This window comes from Streptomyces sp. NBC_00258, from assembly GCF_036182465.1.
Classification (GTDB): Bacteria; Actinomycetota; Actinomycetes; order Streptomycetales; family Streptomycetaceae; genus Streptomyces.
Genome location: NZ_CP108081.1, coordinates 10,316,975 through 10,335,536 on the forward strand (window position 1 = coordinate 10,316,975; position 18,562 = coordinate 10,335,536).

Below are 18,562 nucleotides of genomic sequence, written 5' to 3' on the forward strand. Positions count from 1 at the left end.
CGTCGGCTACCACTGTGCCCTGCCCTGCGCTGCCGTGCCCTGCCGTGCCCTGCCGTGGCATGCCGCGCCGTGGCGGTGTTTTCATCCGGCGGCGGCTTCGACGAGGCCGTCAGTCGGCGGTCGCCCGCCGGGTCCCGTATCCGATGACGGCGGCCACCGCGGCCAGCGTTGCCACGCTGGTGAGGGCGATGGGCAGGGAGAACCAGTCGGCCATGAAGCCGATGGCCGGGGGCCCGAGGAGCATGCCGCCGTAGCCGAAGGTGGAGGCGATGGCGACGCCGCTGGGGCCGGCCAGGGCACCGGCCCGTTCGACGGCGATCGGGAAGATGTTGGCGAGGCCGATTCCCGTGACGGCGAAGCCGAGCAGGGCCGCCCACACGGAGGGGGCGAGCGATCCGACGAGCATGCCGACGGCGGCCATGGCGCCGCCCGCGACCACCGTCCTGGTCCGCCCGAGCCGCTCCAGGAGTGTGGTTCCGCAGAGTCGGCCGATCGTCATGGCGAGCGCGAAACACGAGTAACCCGCGGCCGCGATGCCCGGGTGCGCGTCCAGGTCCTGCTCCAGGTGCAACGTGCCCCAGTCGGCCAGGGCCCCTTCCCCGTAGGCCGTGCAGAGGGCGATCAGACCGAAGACGACGACCAGCCGGCGCGTACGGGAGTCCAGCCGGCGCGGTGCGCTCTCCTCGGTCTGCCCGGGATCCGGCCGCGGTACGGGGGAGTCGTACCGCAGCAGGGCGCGTCCCGCGACAGCCGTCACCAGCAGGCCGATCACGGTCAGGCCCAGCAGATGCCGCGTCGGCGACAGCGAGCCCGCGACCAGTCCGCCGAGGCCGGCGCCGATCATCCCGCCCAGACTGAAGGCCGCGTGGAAACTGGGCATGATCGGCCGCCGCAGCGCGGCCACCAGGTCGACGGCGGCGCTGTTGAAGGCGACGTTGATCCCGCCGTAGGCGGCGCCGAAGATCAGCAGGACCGCGCCGAGCGCCCAGGTGGAGTGGGTGAGTGGCGGCAGCGCGACGCTGAGGGAGAGCAGGATGCCGCAGATCACGGTGATGGGGTGGCTGCCGTAGCGGCGGCAGAGCCGGCCGGTGAACATCATCGTGACGACGGCTCCGGCGGAGACGCCGAGGAGGGCGAGGCCCAGGGCGCTGGCGGAGGCGTTGGTCTGCTCTTTGATGGCGGGGATGCGGACGACCCAGCCGGCGAAGATGAAGCCGTCGAGGGCGAAGAAGGTGGTGAGGACGATGCGGAGTCGAGTGAGGTCGTTGCCCGGCACGACGCTGTGCGATCGGGATTTGTTTATTAGCGGCACAAAGTCAGGCTAGGCGGGAGCCGGTGGCTGGGCAAGGGCGTTGACGGTTGCCTGGTCGCCAGCGGCTTCGGGTGCCACAAGGAAACGCCTTTGCAGTCAATGGAGCCCAGCTGCGCGTAGCGGATGACCGTGGCAGTCGTCGCGGGCTTCTGTCGCCTTCCGGGCGCTGTTCGTCCCGATTGAACGGGCAGAGCGGCGCACCGGGCGACCGGCTGGGGGACTGGCGTCGCGCGGTCCTGAAATCCATTGCTCGGCTGGTTCACCGCCGGCCATGTCTGCTGTTGCAGCGCGTGCGACTAGGTCGTCTGGCCTTCCGGCGGCGCGGTTACGTCGCCGACGGCTGCCACACCTTCACCACCAGCGGGGTTCCGGACTCTTCGGAACGTGGCGGCTGGGTGCAGGGGTGGAGGGGGCCCGGCGGCCCTGGAAGACCTCGCTGAACCACGGCATGACTGTCGCAGCCAGGGAGGCGTCGGTGGTCGCCTGCACCAACTGCAGCAGTTCGTTGGCCATGTTGGGGTCCTCGACGGTCAGGTCCTCTCCGTCGCGCATGCGGACCGGAGCGTCCCTGAACGCAGCGACGAGACGTGCCGCGTGGGGGTCGAGTGGTGCGGGGGTGGCCTCGGTGGCGAGGGGTTCGACGGTCCGGTGGGCCATCGGGGCGGGTTTGCCGCCGAAGTCGCTCTGGTCGACGAAGCGGTCGAGGCTTGCCGGAGCGCGTGCCTTCTCCTTGATCGTGCCGCGGTGCGACATGCCGCACCGCGGCACGATCAAGGGTCGGCGGGGGAGCCGACGTGGCCTCAGCCCCTGTAGACGATCTCCCCTTGGTCACGCTTGGTGGTGTGCAGCTCCCAGTAGACGGAGGAAATCGCCTCAGGTGTGGCCGCCTTGAGCGTGGGGTCGATCGAGGCGCCTCCGAGCGCCACGTCGATGGCGACGTGGGCGGCCTGGATGCCGGTGCCGTCCAGCTCCTTGTGCAGGTTGACCACCCAGTTGCGCAGCGCCGCGGCGGCGGCGTTGACGTTGCCGACCATCGGCAGCGGGTCGAGAGAGCCGGCACCGGTGGTGTAGAGCAGGGTGCCCGTGCCGGCCTCGCGCATCGCGGGCAGTACGGCCTTGGTGGCGGCCATGGCCCCGTACAGCTGGAACTCGATCTCGCGCTGTATGTGGGAGGGGTCGCTCTCGGCCGGAGTGGCCAGCACGGTGGATTCCACGGCGAGCGGGGAGTACTCCAGGACGTCGATGCCGCCGAACCGGGTGGCGGCGTCCTTGAGTGCCTGGGTGAGTGCGTCATGGTCGAGTACGTCCGCGGGGAACGCGGCGGCGGTGATGCCCTCGGCGGTGAGCCTGCCGACGAGACCGTCGAGCTTCTCGCGGTTGCGGGAGATCAGGGCGACGTCGAAGCCCTGGGAGCCGAAGGTGCGGGCGATGGCCAGACCCATTTGAGGGCCGGCTCCGATGATGGCGATGCTGGTCACAGCGATCCTTTCGCAAGTCCTGGTAGGGGAGAGCAGAATCGGAGTGACCTATCCGATTCCTGAACCGGATAGGCCTTTCCGTCTCGCTGAAGTCAGGCTAGCACCAAAAATGGATAGGTCAATCCGGTTGCTAGACTGGCCGGCATGACCCCTGGCTCCCAGCCCTCCGACGACACCGCCGCCCAGCCGCTGCGCAGCGACGCCGAGCGCAACCGGGGACGGATCATCGCTGCCGCACGCAGGGTGTTTGCCCGCGACGGCCTGAACGCCTCCATGGCGTCCGTGGCCCGCGAGGCGGGTGTCGGCATCGCCACCATGTTCCGCCGCTTCCCCACCAAGGAGGAGCTGGTCGCCGCCGTCTTCGCCGACCGCATGGACGCCTATGCCGACGCGGTCGCCACCGCCCTCGACGACCCCGACCCCTGGCACGGTTTCGTGGGCTACATCGAGACCGCCTGCGCGATGCAGGCCGCCGACTACGGCTTCGCCGACGTGCTGACCACGTCCTTCCCCACAGCCAAGGCCATGGAGGTGCGCCGCAACGAGGCATTCGAGGGCATGTTGCGGCTCATCGGCCGGGCCAAGGCCGCAGGCCGGCTGCGCGAGGACTTCGACTCATCGGACATAGTGCTGCTCCACATGGCCAACGCCGGTGTCGTCAACGCCACCGGCGGCGCCGCCCCCGACGCCTGGCGGCGCGTCGTGGCCCTGTTCATCCAGTCCCTGGAGGCACCGGCCCGCGGTGCCCTGCCCCCCTCGCCCCCGCACGACGACCTCCACAAGGCCATGCTCCGTGCCAGTCCGGCCGTCCCGACCACGCCGGAACCGGACACGACCGGCTGACCCCAGGCCGATCTCGCCGTGCTGTGTGAAGCACGGCGAACCCTCCACCCGACGACCTCGGCGCTCAGGAAACGTCGGCCACCGAGAAGACCCCCGGCTCGCTGACCCCGTACAGCACATCGCCCACCAGAAGCGGCGGCATCGAATTCGGCGTCAGTTCCTCGAAGGAGCGGCCCTCCGTGTCGAAGGACGAAGCGGTACGCCCGATCTCCTTGCCGGTGCGTGGATCGAGAGCCAGGATGCTGGTGTCCGGCATCGTGACGTACAACCGGCCGTCGTGGAGGGCAGGTTCGCTGAAGACGCGCAGGTCACGCGAGCTGGTCCACAGCGGCTTCCCGCGTTTCAGATCGAGGGCGAGCAGGGTCTCGTTGCCGTAGTCGAAGATGTACATGGTGTCGCCGCGCACCAGGGGCGGCGCTTCCGGCTCGACGCTCCAGGGGAAGTCGATCCGGCGGGTCTTCCCGCTGTCGAGCTCCTGGATGAAGAAGGCGGCGGAGACCCCGGAGTTGTCGTCCCAGCGCGCGTAGTACGCCGTGTCGTCGTGGACCGTGGCCAGCCATAGATCGCCCTTGGGCGCCTCGACGTTGCCCAGGGTCCTGCCGGTGCGTGCGTCGAGGCGGGCAATGCCGCCGGAGCCGCCGCGCAGATCGGCGTAGAGGGTCCCCTCGGACCCCTCGTGGAAGGGGCTCGCCGACGCGGAAGCCAGCTTGCGCTGCCACAGTTCCTCACCTGTGCGCGGCTCGTACGCCGCAAAGCGCGCGGTGTCGGAAGACCCGAGCTCGTCCAGCCGTACGAGCAGCACCCCGCTCACGTACGCGAAGTCGCCCACCGGACCGTCCACATGCCACAGCCGTGCGCCGGTCCTGCCGTCGAAGGCGTCCACTCCTTCGGAGCGGTCCGAGCTGTTGACGAACGCCACACCCTCACGGACGACGGGCTCGCGCAGCGAGTAACCGTCGACCTCCTTCTGGCTCATGGGCTTCGTCCATTCCACACGGCCCGTCGCGGAACTCAGTCGCATCAGGGCGACCTGCGGAGAGGAGCAGAAGACGCCGAGCTTGTCCGGAACACACGCCGGGCCGAAGGGCATCGGCTCGTCCTTGTTCCCGTCCGGCTCCAGTTCGTTGTGCCACGGCTTCCAGCCGGCCGGGACCGACCCACGGGGCGTCTCCCGCGGGTCGGCACGGCCGACCGTGCCTGCCGGGTCCTCGTCCAGCACGGTGACCGAAGCCGCCCCCGCCATACAGAGGAGGACCGCGCCGACGAGGGCGGTCCACAACCTGCTTCTTCGGCGCTTCCGTTCGGCCGGCCTCGGGTCCGAGAGCGGCAGCGTCCCTGTTTTCGGCGGCACGGTCACCGGGGCCCGGGACGCCTCTTCGTCGGAACCGGACTCTACGTCGGCCGGCTCCTCCGGCAGCCCGGTCAGTGCGTTCAGCACCTCGCTCGACGTCGGACGGTCCGCCGGCTCCTTCGCCAGACAGGCCGAGACCAACGGGCGCAGCTGCTCCGGCAGCCCGCCCAGCTCGGGCTCGCTGTGCACGGTGTTGTACGCGGCGAGATAGGCGTTCTCCGCCTCGAAGGGGCTGCGCCCGGTGGCCGCGTACACGAGTACCGCACCCAGCGAGAAGACATCGACGGCGGGGCCGACCTCGCGGGGGCGGCTGAACTGCTCCGGTGCCATGAACGGCGGCGAGCCCATCACCATGCCCGTCTGGGTGCGGACATCGCTGCTGGCCGCGCGCGAGATGCCGAAGTCGATGACGCGTGCCGCCCCGTCGTCGCCCTCGCCCTCCAGCAGGAGCACATTGCTCGGCTTGAGGTCCCGGTGCACGACCTCCGCGCGGTGGATCTCACGCAGCGCCTCGGCGAGTTCGGTGCCGAGGCGGCGCAGTGCCTGCCGATCCAGCGGCCCCGCCTCGGCGACCCGTTCGGTGAGTGTGCGGCCCGGGACGAACGCGGTTGCCATCCACGGTCGTTCCGCGTCCGGGTCGGCGTCCACGACCGGCGCGGTGAACGCACCGCTGACCCGGCGCGCGGCCACGATCTCCTGCCGGAACCTGGCGCGGAACTCGGCGTTGTCGGCATACCTGGTGTGCACGACCTTGACGGCGACGGCCCGCCCCGAGGCTGATCTGCCGAGATAGACGACGCCCATGCCGCCGGTCCCGATCCGCGATTCGATCCGATAGCCGCCGACAGACCGCGGATCGCTCTCGCGCAGGGTCACCGAATCTCCTTCACCAATTCGCGCCTGGACGGTCCCGGCCCGGATCCTTCTGACAGGGACCCTTCACTCTAGTGCCCGTTGTCCGGGCACTTCCGGTGAACGGCCGGGCGAACTCGGTGGGCGCTTCGCCCCGGCAGACGTCGGTGCTGATGAGGGTGCGGCGTCCCCGGCTCAGGCTCGCGCGCCGCCGTCGACCCGCAGGACCGTACCGGTCACGAACGAGGAGCGGTCGCTGAGCAGCCAGGCGGCGGCCTGGGCGATCTCGTCGGGGTCGGCCGCGCGGCGCAGCGGTGTGTGCGCCTGGAGTCGCTCCTGGAGGCCTGGGGATTCCGCTTCCCAGGTACGGATCATCTCGGTCAGCGTGTTGCCGGGGGCGATGGCGTTGACGCGGATGCCTTCCGGGCCGTAGGTGATGGCAGCCGACTCGGTGAGGCTGTTGACCGCTCGCTTCATCGCACCGTACGCGGGCAGCTCCGGGTTGCCCATCAGGCTGCCGACGGACGAGTTGTTGACGATGGCCCCAGTCCCCGCCGTGGCCCGGATGGCGGCGATCTCGGCGACCATGGCCAGCCACGGGCCCCTGAGGTTCACGGCGTAGACGTGGTCGAAGTCGGCCTCGGTCACCTGGTCCATCGGGCCGGGTGGCACGAACGTCGCGCCGTTGTTGAAGGCGACGTCGAGCCGGCCGTACAGATCCACGGCGCGGTCCACGGCGGCTCGTACACCGGCCGCGTCGGCCAGGTCGCACACCACGTGGTCCGCGATGCCGCCCGCCGCCCGGATCTCCTCGGTCACCGCCTTCAGCTGGGCCTCCGTCCGGGCCGCGAGCAGCACCCGTGCACCTTCTCGGGCGAACAGCCGTGCCGCGGCCGCGCCGATACCGCGTCCGGCTCCGGTGATGAAGGCGACCTTGCCGTCCAGCAGGCCAAGGGAGGCAGGGGCGGCGGATGTGTCGGTGGTTCGTGTGTTGTCCATGGCAGCGAGCCTGCGCCGGTCCGCGGAGCCCATCCAGGCACCGGCGGTACCTGGATGGGCTCACACCGCCCGCGCACACTGGGGGTGTGGACAGACGAGAACTGGCGGCCTTCCTGCGCAGCAGGCGCGAGCGGATCACCCCCGCCGACGTGGGGCTGCCCGCCGGGCCGCGCCGCCGTACGCCGGGGCTGCGCCGCGAGGAGGTGGCGCAGCTGGCGTTCATCTCGGCCGAGTACTACACGCGCCTGGAACAGGCCCGAGGCCCGCGTCCGTCGCGCGAGGTGCTGGCCGGGCTGGCCCGGGCCCTGCGCCTGTCGGACGCCGAGCGCGACCACCTCCACCACCTCGCCGGCGCACCGCCCGGCCCGCCGCCCGGGCCCTCGCGCGAGGTGCGGCAGAGCATCCTCGACCTGCTGAGCAGGCTGCCCCAGGCCGCCGCGATCGTGACGTCCGCGTCGTGCGAGGTGATCGCCTGGAACGATCTGGCGGCCGCCCTCATGGAGGACTTCTCCGCCCTGCCGAGGCGCGACCGCAACCTCGTACGCCGTGTCTTCCTCGGGCCGCACCCGCAGGGGCGGCGGCTGTACGGAGTGTCGGACGCGGACGCGTTCGCCCGCAACGCGACGCAGCGGCTGCGCGCCACCGCCGCCCGCTATCCCGAAGACCCCGAGGTGACCGGTCTGGTGGACGAACTCCTCGCCGGAAGTGAGGAGTTCACCCGCCTGTGGGCCTCTCACGACGTGAGCGCCGAGCCCACCCTGTGCAAGACCTTCCAGCACCCGCTGGTCGGCCCGGTCACCGTCAACTGCGACGCCCTGGACATCGCCGACCGGGACCAGCAGGTCGTGATCTACACCGCCGCCTCCGGCTCGCGCTCCGAGGAGGCGCTGCGACTGCTGTCGGTCATCGGCACGCAGCGTATGGATGTGGGCCGCTGAGACCACGCCGGGCCGGAGGCCGGGCGTGTGCAGCACCGGCCATCAAGGTCGGCCGACTCGGAACAGGACTCGGAACAGGACTCGGAAACCGAACCCAGGGCCCTTCGGTCGGGGCCTCCTCAGACCCGCGTGTACGTGAGCCGTCGCCCGTCGGCCAGTTCGCGTACCAGTGTGTCGCCCTCGGTGCGCAGTGTGGAGGAGCCGCCGCGGAGGCAGGCGCCGGAGGACGCGGCCCGGTCGATCGCCGGTGGTGCGAAGCGTGCCGGACTGTCCGCGTCTCCTACGGAGACCAGGTTCATGTCGGCCTCGCAGTGCTCGCCGCCGCCGTCCGAGACCATTGTGGCGGCAGGGCTGCCCACAGCCGTCCGCTCGATGGTCATTCGCTGGGTGCCGCCGTTGGCCAGGGGGCGCTGCCAGGTGCCGAGCAGCTCTTCGGGCAGCTCCTCCGGCCCCTTGATCCTGTGCAGTTCGGCGGTGCGCCCCGCGGCTTCCCAACGGAGGGAGTCACCGTCGGTCCGGGAGAGGACATGCTCGCCGAGGGCCGAGCATGAGCCCGAGGGGACGCTGCTGACGACCTTGGTGTCCAGTCGTAGCGACGTACCGCCGCCGGACGGCTTGGCGGCGAGTTTGCCGTCGCTCTTGCACTCGTAGTTCTCGCCGAGGCTGATGCTGGTGGCGACGACCTCGCCCACCTGCCCCGACGAGACGACGAACCGGCGGTACTGATCGGTGGGCTTCCCGTCCCGTTCGACCTCGCCCGCCCAGACGCCCACGAACTCCTTGGGCACATCGGAGGTCACGCCGCCGTCGTCACCGGAGGCGGAGCCGGATTCCGAGCCCCCGTAAGGCAGCTGCAGATCGGCGGCCGACGCGGCGTAGACGCCTCCTGCCACCACGGCGGCGGCCGCAAGCACGATTGCGGTTCGTCGGCCCCTGCCCGCCCGGCGAGGGCGCGGCGAAGGAGTAGGTTCCGTGCGCCCGTGGTCCGGCCTCGGGACGACCTGGGTTCCCCACTCCGACCGTTCCGACCGCTCCGACGCGGGCGGTTCCTCCCAGGTCACGAGCGAGGCGGCGGACGAAGTCGCGGACGTGGGTGCGGGCTCGGCCGGTGCGGGCGACGATACGTAGGCGGCCGCTACTGGCGCCGCCATCGCGCTCGCGTGCGGCGGTGTGTCCGTGTCGAGCAACTGGACGGCACTGCGCCCCAGTTCGGCGATGATCTGGGCAGGCAGCCACGGCGGCGACGAGGTGCCGGTCGCCACCGGCTGCATCCGTGCGACCACCTCCTCCGGCGTCGGCCTGGCCGCCGGGTCCTTGGCGAGGCAGTCGGCGATCAGTCCCCGTACCGGCTCCTCGATCCCCGTCAGGTCCGGCTCCTCCTGCGCGATACGGAACATCACGGCGTGAACCCCGCCCGAACCGCCACCGCCGAACGGTGTCTGCCCGGTCGCCGCATACGCCAGTACCGTGCCCATGCAGAAGACGTCGGCGGCCGGCCCCACCGGCTCGTCCCTGAGCTGCTCGGGCGACATGAAGCGGGGCGAGCCGACCAGCATGCCCGAGCTGGTCGGGGTCGACCCGGGGATCGCGTCCAGCGCCCGCGCGATACCGAAGTCGATGACCCGGGGGCCGTCGATGGTGATCAGGACGTTGGAGGGCTTGAGGTCCCGGTGGACCAGCCCCGCGCCGTGAATGTCGAGCAGGGCGCAGGCGAGTCCATGGGCGAGGGTGCGTACGGAAGGAGCGGGCAGCGGGCCGTGTCCCTGCGGCGAGACGATGTGTTCGAGCGAGGGTCCCGCGATGTAGCCGGTGGCGACCCATGGCGTCTCGGCCTCGGTGTCCGCGTCGAGGACCGGCGCCGTCCAGCGGTCGCTCACCCTGCGCGCCGCAGCCACCTCCAGCCGGAAGCGCTCGCGGAACTCGGGTTCGGCGGCCAGCTCCGGCTTGATGAGCTTGACCGCGACCGTGCGCCCGCCCTCCGAACGCGCCAGACAGACCCGCCCCATGCCACCCGCGCCGAGGGTTCTGAGCAGTCGATACCGGCCGATTCTGTCGCCAACCCCACCGGAGGTGGCATCGAAGTCGCCTGTCGACGGCTTCGTCATCTGACTGTCTCCCCTCGGTCGGCACTCCGCCCCACTCACCGCCGCGAAGGGTCACGATCACGAGCCGGTGGTCCACGAGCTTCCGCTTGACGTGAACAGAGGCTACCCGGCTTCGAGTTGCCGGTTGTGCGACGTCCACAGGCTCTGTCTCCGCCCGAACACGCGTACTCCCTCGGCCGTCGTGGCCGGGGGACGACACGTGAGGATTGCGTGCCGGTCAGGTGCGCCGAGTTGCGATGCTGAGGGAGTTGGCGGCGACGATCGCTCCGATGCTCGCCCATTCCGTCCAGCCCAGGTTCTGGCCGAGGCCGACCCAGCCGACCACGGCGGCGAGGACGGGGTTGACGCTCATGAACAGCCCGAACGCCTGGGCGGGTACGCGGCGCAGGGTGAACATGTCCGCGAGGTACGGCACCGCCGAGGAGAGCACCCCGGCGGCGACGGAGTAACCGACGGCCTCGGCGGTCGGCGGGTGCCGGAGCACCAGGACGACGCCGACCGGCAGGAACATCAAGGCGGAGAGCCCTGACGCGGCGGCCGAACCCTGCGCACCGGGGACGCGTTGGCCGACGGTGCGGTTGAGGAGGATGTACGACGCCCAGCAGGCGGCGGCGAGCAGGCCCAGGGCCATCCCGGCGTAGTCGGTCGAGGGCTGGGGGCGCATCAGCGTCACCACGCCCGCGGCGGCGACGACCGCGGCGCAGACGTCCACGCGGCGGCGCGCGGCGGAGAGGGCGATGGCGAGCGGGCCCAGGAACTCCAAGGTCACCGCGAGTCCCAGGCCGATGCGGTCGATGGCGCTGTACAGGGACAGGTTCATCGTCCCGAACACCAGGGCAAGGAGCAGCACCGGTCGCCACTGCGACCAGGTGAAGTTCCGCAGCTGCGGCCGGCCGACGGCCAGCAGGACGACCGCGGCGACGTACTGGCGGACCGCGACGACCCCGATCGGCCCGAGTACGGGGAAGGCGAGGGACCCGATCGCGGCACCGGTCTGGGTGGACAGACCGCTGCCGATCATCGTGGCCACACCGGCGAGCTGCCGTGAACGACCGGTCGGCTGCGGGTCCGGGAGATCCGGCGCCGCCCGGCGCGGGGGTGCCGCGGGGAGTGGCGCGACTGCGGGGTGTACGGCGGCGGTGGTGCCCGGTGCGGGTGCGGCTCGCATGCTTCGAGCGTGTGCCCTGGCGTCTCTTGCGCAAAATGCACCCGGCGAACCATCTATACGCTTCAGTCATGGATGTGGAGCTACGACAGTTGCGCTGTCTCGTCGCGATCGTCGACGAGGGCACTTTCACCGACGCGGCCATCGCGCTCGGTGTCTCTCAGGCAGCCGTGTCCCGGACCCTGGCCTCGCTCGAACGAGCCCTGGGCGTACGGCTGTTGCGCCGAACTTCGCGTGAGGTGGCGCCGACCCCAGCCGGACTGCGCACGGTGGCACAGGCCCGGCGGGTGCTCGGGGAGGTGGCCGATCTGGTCCAGGAGGCCCGGTCGGGTCACACGCGTCTGCGGATCGGGTACGCCTGGTCGGCGATCGGCCGCCACACGGCGGCCTTCCAGCGCCGCTGGGCCAAGGCACAACCGGAGACGGACCTGAGGCTGGTCCGCGTCAACTCGGGCACCGCCGGTCTGGCGGAAGGAGCCTGCGATCTCGCGGTCGTGCGCCGGCCGTTGGAGGAGGACCGGCGGTTCGACTCCGCCATCGTCGGCCTTGAACGGCGCCTGTGCGCCCTGGCCGCCGACGACCCCCTGGCGAGGCGCCGCTCGGTCCGGCTCGCGGACCTCGGCGGGCGCACCCTCCTGATCGACCGCCGCACAGGCACCACGACCGCCGAACTCTGGCCGCCGGACGCCCGCCCGGCGACCGAGGAGACGTCCGACGTCGACGACTGGCTCACGGTGATCTCCAGCGGCCGCTGTATCGGCCTGACGGCGGAATCAACCGCCCACCAGTACCCCAGGCCCGGCATCGTCTACCGGCCGGTCCGCGACGCCGAGCCCATCGCCGTACGCCTCGCCTGGTGGCGGGACGACCCGCACCCCGCCACCCAGGCGGCGATCGAACTGCTCACGGCTCTGTACCGCAACGGCTGACCGGCTTCGGGCAGTTCTGCGCCGAACAGTCCCACGCCGCGACTTCGCCCTGCCCGAAGAGGAAGAAGCGGAGGAGGTTGGTGAAGGGGTTGCCCTCGGTTCACTCGAAGTAGATGTGCGGGGTGGTGTCGGGACGTGCAGCACGAGGGTGGCCAGGGCGTTGGGGACGGAGGACGACTCCGGGTGAGGACGCGGTAGCGGCCGTGCAGGACCTCGCCGCGTACGGTCAGGCCCGCCTCGAATTCCGACGGGTCCAGGACCGTGACCTCGGCGAAGACGAAGTCCTCCTGGGCGGGGACGTCGTTGTCCGCGTGGATCTGCTCGTTCTTCTCGCGGGACTGGGCGATGACGCCCACGCCGTCCGGAAGGACACGGACGCGGCGATCTGTCGGCTGCGGTTCCGCATCTGATCCCGTATCCCGGAGTTGGATCAGCCCGCCGTATGAGTTCCGTCAAAGCCGGGCGAACCTGCGTATGGGAGCCGTCAACGGCGCTCGAATCCGGTCGGAGAGGGGCTTTCCTCTAATCGTCCGTTCGATTCGAACCTCATCTAGGAGTTTGCGATGGCCGACGTGGCCTTCGTCGTCACCACGATCGCGGTGTTCGCGCTGGTGGCTCTCGTCGCCAAGGGGGTGACGAGGCTGTGACCGCCGAGAACATCGTCGGCCTGATCGTGGCCGTCGCCCTGCTGGGCTATCTCGTCCTCGCCCTGATCTTCCCGGAGAGGTTCTGAGACACATATGGGTCCCGTACTTGCCGGCATCCTTCAGCTGCTGGCGCTCATAGGGGCACTGGCACTCGCCTACGTGCCCCTCGGCGACTACATGGCCAAGGTCTACTCCTCGGACAAGCACCTGCGCGTCGAGAAGTGGATCTACAAGGGCATCGGCGCCAACCCGGACACGGAGATGCGCTGGCCCGCGTATCTGCGCGGTGTCCTCGCCTTCTCCGCGGTGAGTGTTCTGTTCCTGTACCTGCTGCAGCGCTTCCAGGGCAGCCTGCCCGGCTCGCTGGGCTTCTCCTCGATCGACCCGGACCAAGCGTTCAACACGGCCGCCTCGTTCGTCTCCAACACCAACTGGCAGTCGTACTACGGCGAACAGGCCATGGGCCATGTCGTACAGACCGGTGGCCTGGCGGTGCAGAACTTCCTGTCCGCCTCGGTCGGTATCGCGGTGGCCGTCGCGCTCGTCCGCGGCTTCGCCCGCTCGCGCACCGGTGAGCTCGGCAACTTCTGGTCCGACCTGGTCCGCGGCACCATCCGCATCCTGCTGCCGATCGCGGTGATCGCCGCGATCGTGCTCGTCGCGTGCGGTGCGATCCAGAACTTCTCCGGCATCCACGAGGTCGGTCAATTCTTTAATGGGCACAGCACGGGCGGCTCGCAGCAGTGGAACGGCGGCGCGGTCGCGTCGCAGGAGGCCATCAAGGAGCTGGGCACCAACGGCGGCGGTTACTTCAACGCCAACTCCGCCCACCCCTTCGAGAACCCCAACGCCTTCTCCAACCTCTTCGAGATCTTCCTGATCCTGCTGATCCCGTTCGCGCTCACCCGGACCTTCGGCCGGATGGTCGGCTCGCTCAAGCAGGGCTACGCGATCCTCGCCACGATGGTCACCATCTGGATCGGCTTCACGGCCCTGATGATGTGGACCGAATTCGCCCACCACGGCCCGGTGTTCGATGTCGCGGGCGGTGCGATGGAGGGCAAGGAGACCCGCTTCGGCGTCGGCGCCTCGTCGATCTTCGCGGTGGCGACGACGCTGACCTCGACCGGCGCGGTGGACTCCTTCCACTCCTCGTTCACCGGCCTCGGCGGCGGCATCACCATGCTCGGCATGCAGCTCGGCGAGATCGCGCCCGGTGGTACCGGCTCCGGCCTCTACGGCATGCTGATCATGGCCGTCATCGCGGTGTTCATCGCCGGTCTGATGGTGGGCCGTACGCCCGAGTACCTGGGCAAGAAGATCGGCACCCGCCAGATCAAGTTCGCCGCCTGCTACATCCTCATCACCCCGGCGCTGGTGCTCGTCTTCACCGCCGCGGCGATGGCTCTGCCGACACCCGGCAACTCGATGACGAACAGCGGCGCACACGGTTTCTCCGAGATCCTGTACGCCTACACCTCGGCCTCGAACAACAACGGTTCGGCCTTCGCGGGTCTGAACGCGGACACACAGTGGTTCAACAGCACGCTGGGTCTGGCGATGCTGCTCGGCCGGTTCCTGCCGATGGTGTTCGTGCTCGCCCTGGCCGGATCGCTCGCCGAGCAGAGGCCGGTGCCCGCGACCGCGGGCACGTTGCGCACCGAAAAGCCGCTGTTCACCGGGCTGTTGGTGGGCGCGATTCTCATCATCACCGGTCTGACCTACTTCCCGGCGCTCGCGCTGGGGCCGCTGGCCGAGGGGCTGGCGTCATGACCACCCGCACAGAGAAGCAAGAGGACACCGTGTCCACGACCACTCCCACCCGGGCGCCGCACAGCGATGTGCCGACCGGTCACAAGGACGAAGGACGCGTCGGCGCGGGCCTGTTCGACCCGAAGCAGCTGCTGAGGTCGCTGCCGGACGCCTGTCGCAAGCTCGACCCGCGCGTGATGGTCAAGTCCCCCGTGATGTTCGTGGTGTTGGTGGGCTCGGTCCTGACGACCGTGTTCTCCTTCAAGGACCCGGGCGACTGGTTCGGCTGGGCCATCAGCGCCTGGCTCTGGCTCACCGTCATCTTCGCCAACCTGGCGGAGGCGGTCGCCGAGGGCCGCGGCAAGGCCCAGGCGGACACCCTGCGCAAGGCCAAGACCGACACCGTCGCGCGCCGGCTGTCCAAGGACGGCGGCTCCGAGGAGCAGGTGCCCGGCACCGAACTGCGCGTCGGCGACCTGGTCGTCTGCGAGGCGGGCGACATCATCCCCGGCGACGGTGACGTCGTCGAGGGCGTGGCATCCGTGGACGAGTCGGCCATCACCGGTGAGTCGGCCCCGGTCATCCGCGAGTCCGGCGGCGACCGGTCCGCCGTCACCGGCGGTACGAAGGTGCTGTCCGACCGCATCGTCATCAAGATCACGACGAAGCCGGGGGAGACCTTCATCGACCGCATGATCGCCCTGGTCGAGGGCGCGGCCCGGCAGAAGACGCCCAACGAGATCGCGCTGAACATCCTGCTCGCCTCGCTGACGATCGTCTTCCTGCTGGCCGTCGCCACGCTCCCGCCGTTCGCGGACTACGCGGGCACTCACCTCACCATGGTCGTGCTGGTGGCCCTCCTCGTCTGTCTGATCCCGACCACGATCGGCGCGCTGCTCTCCGCGATCGGCATCGCGGGCATGGACCGGCTGGTGCAGCGGAACGTACTGGCCATGTCCGGCAGGGCAGTTGAGGCGGCGGGCGACGTGTCGACCCTCCTCCTCGACAAGACCGGCACCATCACGCTCGGCAACCGCCAGGCCGCCGAGTTCGTGCCGGTGAGCGGCACCACCGACGCCGTCCTGGCCGACGCAGCCCAGCTCTCCTCGCTGGCCGACGAGACGCCCGAGGGCCGCTCCGTCGTCGTCCTGGCGAAGGAGAGGTACGGGCTCCGTGAGAGGAACCAGGGCGGGCTGTCCGGCGCCGAGTGGATCGCCTTCACCGCCCAGACGCGTATGTCGGGCGTGGACGTCGACGGGCGCAGGATCCGCAAGGGCGCGGCAGGTTCGGTCATGGCCTGGGTCCGGGAGCGGGGCGGCGAGGTGTCCCAGGACGCCGACATCCTGGCCAACCGGATCTCCGAGGCGGGCGGCACACCGCTGCTCGTGGCGATCGAAGACACCGATGGGGCCCGGGTGCTGGGCGTCATCCACCTCAAGGACGTCGTCAAGGACGGCATGCGTGAACGGTTCGACGAACTGCGCCGCATGGGCATCAAGACCGTCATGATCACGGGTGACAACCCGTTGACCGCCAAGGCGATCGCGGACGAGGCCGGCGTCGACGACTTCCTCGCGGAGGCCACTCCCGAGGACAAGATGGCGCTCATCAAGCGGGAGCAGGCGGGCGGCAAGCTCGTCGCCATGACCGGCGACGGCACGAACGACGCCCCCGCGCTGGCCCAGGCGGACGTCGGCGTGGCGATGAACACGGGCACGTCGGCGGCGAAGGAGGCCGGCAACATGGTCGACCTCGACTCCAACCCGACCAAGCTCATCGAGATCGTCGAGATCGGCAAGCAACTCCTCATCACCCGGGGCGCGTTGACGACGTTCTCGATCGCCAACGACGTCGCGAAGTACTTCGCGATCATCCCGGCGCTGTTCGCGGCGGTCTATCCGGGCCTGGACAAGCTGAACATCATGCAGCTGTCCTCGCCCGACTCCGCGATCCTGTCCGCGGTCATCTTCAACGCGCTGATCATCATCGCACTGGTGCCGCTCGCCCTGAGGGGCGTGCAGTACCGGCCGGTGAGCGCGGACAAGCTGCTGCGGCGCAATCTCGGGATCTACGGCCTGGGCGGGCTGATCGCCCCGTTCATCGGCATCAAGATCATCGACCTGATCATCTCCCTCATCCCCGGGCTGTAACTTTTTGAAAGCGTGCTGATCAACTATGAACAACTCGGTATCCAACACCGCCCGGTTGCTCTGGGCCGGCCTGCGCGCGCTGCTGGTCCTCACGGTGGTGACGGGCGTCATCTACCCGCTGGCCATCACCGGAGTCGCCCAGGGCCTCTTCAACGACAAGGCGAACGGCTCGGAGATCGAGGCGGACGGCCGGGTCGTCGGCTCCTCGCTCATCGGCCAGGCGTACAACCTGCCGCTGAAGAAGGGACAGGAGACCCCGGAGCCGGACCTGAAGTGGTTCCAGGGGCGTCCCCAGAACGGCCTGGGCACCAACAGCGTCAACACCCAGTACAAGCTGATCCTTTCCGGCGCCACCAACCGCTCCGGTGACAACGGCGCGGTCGACGGTGTGTGCCCGAAGGACCCCGCGAAGGCCGAGGACGCCACCCTCTGCCAGTGGGTCGTCGCCGCCAAGGCAGCCGTCATCAAGGACAACTCCGTGAACGGCTACACGGTCAGGAGCGTGCCGCCCGACGCGGTCACCTCCTCCGGCTCCGGCCTGGACCCGGACATCTCCCCGGCGTACGCCGACATCCAGGTCCACCGGATCGCCGAGAAGAACGGGCTGTCCGTCGACCGGGTCCAGAAGCTGGTCGACGACCACACCGACGGCCGGACGCTCGGCTTCATCGGAGAGCCCACGGTCAACGTCCTCCAACTCAACGTCGCGCTCAAGGAACTTGTGGCGAAGAGCTGATGGCCTTACGCGCACCATGCGGGAGTCGGCGGTCGGGGTGACACCTTGAATCGTCAACTCCCGTGGCCATGAAGCGTGTTCCGCACGACCTCGGCCCTCCGTGCAACAGGAAAGGCGTACACCGATGACCCGGGTACTGGTGGTGGAGGACGACCCTCAGCTCGTCCGGGCCCTGGTGATCAACCTTCAGGCCCGCAAGTACGGAGTGGACCCGGCACCCGACGGTGCCACCGCGCTCCGCCTCGCCGCCGTGCGCCGGCCCGATGTGGTCGTTCTCGACCTGGGCCTGCCGGACATGGACGGTGTGGACGTCATCAAGGCCCTGCGTGGCTGGACCCGTGTACCGATCCTGGTGCTCTCCGCCCGCAGGGCCTCCGACGAGAAGGTGGCGGCGCTCGACGCTGGCGCCGACGACTACGTCACCAAGCCGTTCAGCATGGACGAACTGCTGGCCCGGCTGCGGGCCGCCGTCCGCCGTACCGAGACCGCACCGCTCACCCAGGAGACCGCCATGGTCACGACGGGCGACTTCACCATCGACCTGCTGGCCAAGAAGGCCACCCGGGCCGGACACGACATACGCCTCACGCCGACCGAATGGCATCTGCTGGAGATCCTGGTCACCAGCCCCGGGCGTCTCATCACGCAGAAGCACCTGCTCCAGGAGGTGTGGGGCGTCTCCCAGAGCAACAAGACCAACTATCTCCGGGTCTACATGGCGCAACTGCGCCGCAAGTTGGAGACGGACCCCTCCCACCCCCGCCACCTCATCACGGAACCCGGCATGGGATACCGCTTCGAAGGCTGACACAGGGCCTCGGACACCGACGCCCCTGGCACACCACCCCGCCTCGACACTGCGTGGTCGTGTTCGTGGAGCACCACAACCGGCCGCGTACGGAAGTGATGCTGCACGGCCTGGAGCAGATACCCCGCAAGGAACTGGAGTACCGGAGCACGGTCTTCACCGAGATGGACGTGGACGCGGTGCTCGCCCGGCAGCCGCCGGTGGCTCTCGTCGACGAGCTGCGCGACACCAACACCCCCGGCTCGCGCAACACCAAGCGCTGGCAGGACGTCGAGGAACTCCTCGCCGCAGGCGTCGACGTGATCACGACGGTCAACATCCCCGCAGGCGCTGCGCCGCCGGATGGCCCACGGCAACATCTACAAGCCGGACAAGGTCGATGCGGCCCTCTCCAACTATTTCCGCCCCGGCAACCTGACCGCCCTGCGCGAGCTGGCGCTGCTGTGGGTGGCGGACCGGGTGGACGAGTACCTGCATCCCGAGACCCTGCCGATGGT

The 18,562-nt window shown here is 69.8% G+C and carries 15 protein-coding genes and 2 pseudogenes; 9 read left to right on the forward strand and 8 right to left on the reverse strand.

Annotated elements, in window-relative coordinates:
* Positions 1–109: 109 nt before the first annotated feature.
* From OG718_RS45775 to OG718_RS45785, 3 genes are all read right to left on the reverse strand, one after another.
* Positions 110–1,276, reverse strand: coding sequence for an MFS transporter (locus OG718_RS45775; protein ID WP_143633311.1), 1,167 nt, complete (start codon positions 1,274–1,276; stop codon positions 110–112).
* Between the two features lie 387 nt (positions 1,277–1,663).
* A complete protein-coding gene (locus tag OG718_RS45780) occupies positions 1,664–2,065 on the reverse strand; it encodes a hypothetical protein (protein ID WP_143633313.1) in 402 nt (133 codons plus the stop codon).
* A gap of 47 nt (positions 2,066–2,112) precedes the next feature.
* Positions 2,113–2,790 (reverse strand): SDR family NAD(P)-dependent oxidoreductase, encoded by a 678-nt coding sequence (locus tag OG718_RS45785; protein ID WP_143633315.1) that lies wholly within the window; start codon positions 2,788–2,790, stop codon positions 2,113–2,115.
* Between the two features lie 144 nt (positions 2,791–2,934).
* Here OG718_RS45785 and OG718_RS45790 point away from each other — a divergent pair, with 144 nt between their 5' ends.
* Positions 2,935–3,633 (forward strand): TetR/AcrR family transcriptional regulator, encoded by a 699-nt coding sequence (locus OG718_RS45790; protein ID WP_143633317.1) that lies wholly within the window; start codon positions 2,935–2,937, stop codon positions 3,631–3,633.
* Between the two features lie 64 nt (positions 3,634–3,697).
* Here OG718_RS45790 and OG718_RS45795 read toward each other — a convergent pair whose 3' ends face one another.
* Positions 3,698–5,860 carry a serine/threonine-protein kinase gene (locus OG718_RS45795; RefSeq protein ID WP_328846931.1) on the reverse strand — a complete coding sequence of 721 codons (2,163 nt, stop codon included), beginning with the start codon at positions 5,858–5,860 and terminating at the stop codon, positions 3,698–3,700.
* Positions 5,861–6,031: 171 nt separating this feature from the next.
* Positions 6,032–6,835, reverse strand: a complete 804-nt coding sequence (locus OG718_RS45800) for an SDR family NAD(P)-dependent oxidoreductase (RefSeq protein ID WP_306941330.1) — start codon at positions 6,833–6,835, stop codon at positions 6,032–6,034.
* An 86-nt stretch (positions 6,836–6,921) separates the two neighbouring features.
* Here OG718_RS45800 and OG718_RS45805 point away from each other — a divergent pair, with 86 nt between their 5' ends.
* Positions 6,922–7,773 (forward strand): helix-turn-helix transcriptional regulator, encoded by an 852-nt coding sequence (locus OG718_RS45805; RefSeq protein WP_143633323.1) that lies wholly within the window; start codon positions 6,922–6,924, stop codon positions 7,771–7,773.
* A gap of 119 nt (positions 7,774–7,892) precedes the next feature.
* Here OG718_RS45805 and OG718_RS45810 read toward each other — a convergent pair whose 3' ends face one another.
* Together OG718_RS45810 and OG718_RS45815 are read right to left on the reverse strand one after the other, a co-directional pair.
* A complete protein-coding gene (locus OG718_RS45810; protein WP_328846932.1) occupies positions 7,893–9,878 on the reverse strand; it encodes a serine/threonine-protein kinase in 1,986 nt (661 codons plus the stop codon).
* Between the two features lie 217 nt (positions 9,879–10,095).
* Complete coding sequence (locus tag OG718_RS45815; protein WP_328846933.1) at positions 10,096–11,046, reverse strand: EamA family transporter; 951 nt, start codon at positions 11,044–11,046, stop codon at positions 10,096–10,098.
* A 68-nt stretch (positions 11,047–11,114) separates the two neighbouring features.
* Here OG718_RS45815 and OG718_RS45820 point away from each other — a divergent pair, with 68 nt between their 5' ends.
* A complete protein-coding gene (locus OG718_RS45820) occupies positions 11,115–11,972 on the forward strand; it encodes a LysR family transcriptional regulator (RefSeq protein ID WP_328846934.1) in 858 nt (285 codons plus the stop codon).
* A 37-nt stretch (positions 11,973–12,009) separates the two neighbouring features.
* Here the strand turns inward: OG718_RS45820 and OG718_RS45825 are convergent.
* Positions 12,010–12,316: pseudogene (locus tag OG718_RS45825) on the reverse strand (amino acid transporter); the annotation flags it as partial.
* A 299-nt stretch (positions 12,317–12,615) separates the two neighbouring features.
* Between OG718_RS45825 and kdpF the strand changes: the two are divergent.
* The 6 genes and pseudogenes from kdpF to OG718_RS45855 form a co-directional block, all read left to right on the forward strand.
* Entirely contained in the window at positions 12,616–12,705 is a 90-nt protein-coding gene (gene kdpF, locus OG718_RS45830; RefSeq protein WP_037659531.1) for a K(+)-transporting ATPase subunit F, read from the forward strand.
* Positions 12,706–12,712: 7 nt separating this feature from the next.
* Positions 12,713–14,392, forward strand: coding sequence for a potassium-transporting ATPase subunit KdpA (gene kdpA / locus OG718_RS45835; RefSeq protein ID WP_328846935.1), 1,680 nt, complete (start codon positions 12,713–12,715; stop codon positions 14,390–14,392).
* The gene (kdpB, locus tag OG718_RS45840; RefSeq protein ID WP_328846936.1) at positions 14,389–16,521 is read left to right on the forward strand and encodes a potassium-transporting ATPase subunit KdpB; all 2,133 of its coding nucleotides are present in this window, start codon (positions 14,389–14,391) and stop codon (positions 16,519–16,521) included. Before kdpA ends, kdpB begins: the two co-directional genes overlap by 4 nt.
* A gap of 25 nt (positions 16,522–16,546) precedes the next feature.
* Positions 16,547–17,257, forward strand: a complete 711-nt coding sequence (locus tag OG718_RS45845) for a potassium-transporting ATPase subunit C (protein WP_328846937.1) — start codon at positions 16,547–16,549, stop codon at positions 17,255–17,257.
* Positions 17,258–17,381: 124 nt separating this feature from the next.
* A complete protein-coding gene (locus tag OG718_RS45850; RefSeq protein ID WP_143633334.1) occupies positions 17,382–18,065 on the forward strand; it encodes a response regulator in 684 nt (227 codons plus the stop codon).
* Between the two features lie 14 nt (positions 18,066–18,079).
* Positions 18,080–18,539: pseudogene (locus OG718_RS45855) on the forward strand (histidine kinase); the annotation flags it as partial.
* Positions 18,540–18,562 lie beyond the last annotated feature (23 nt).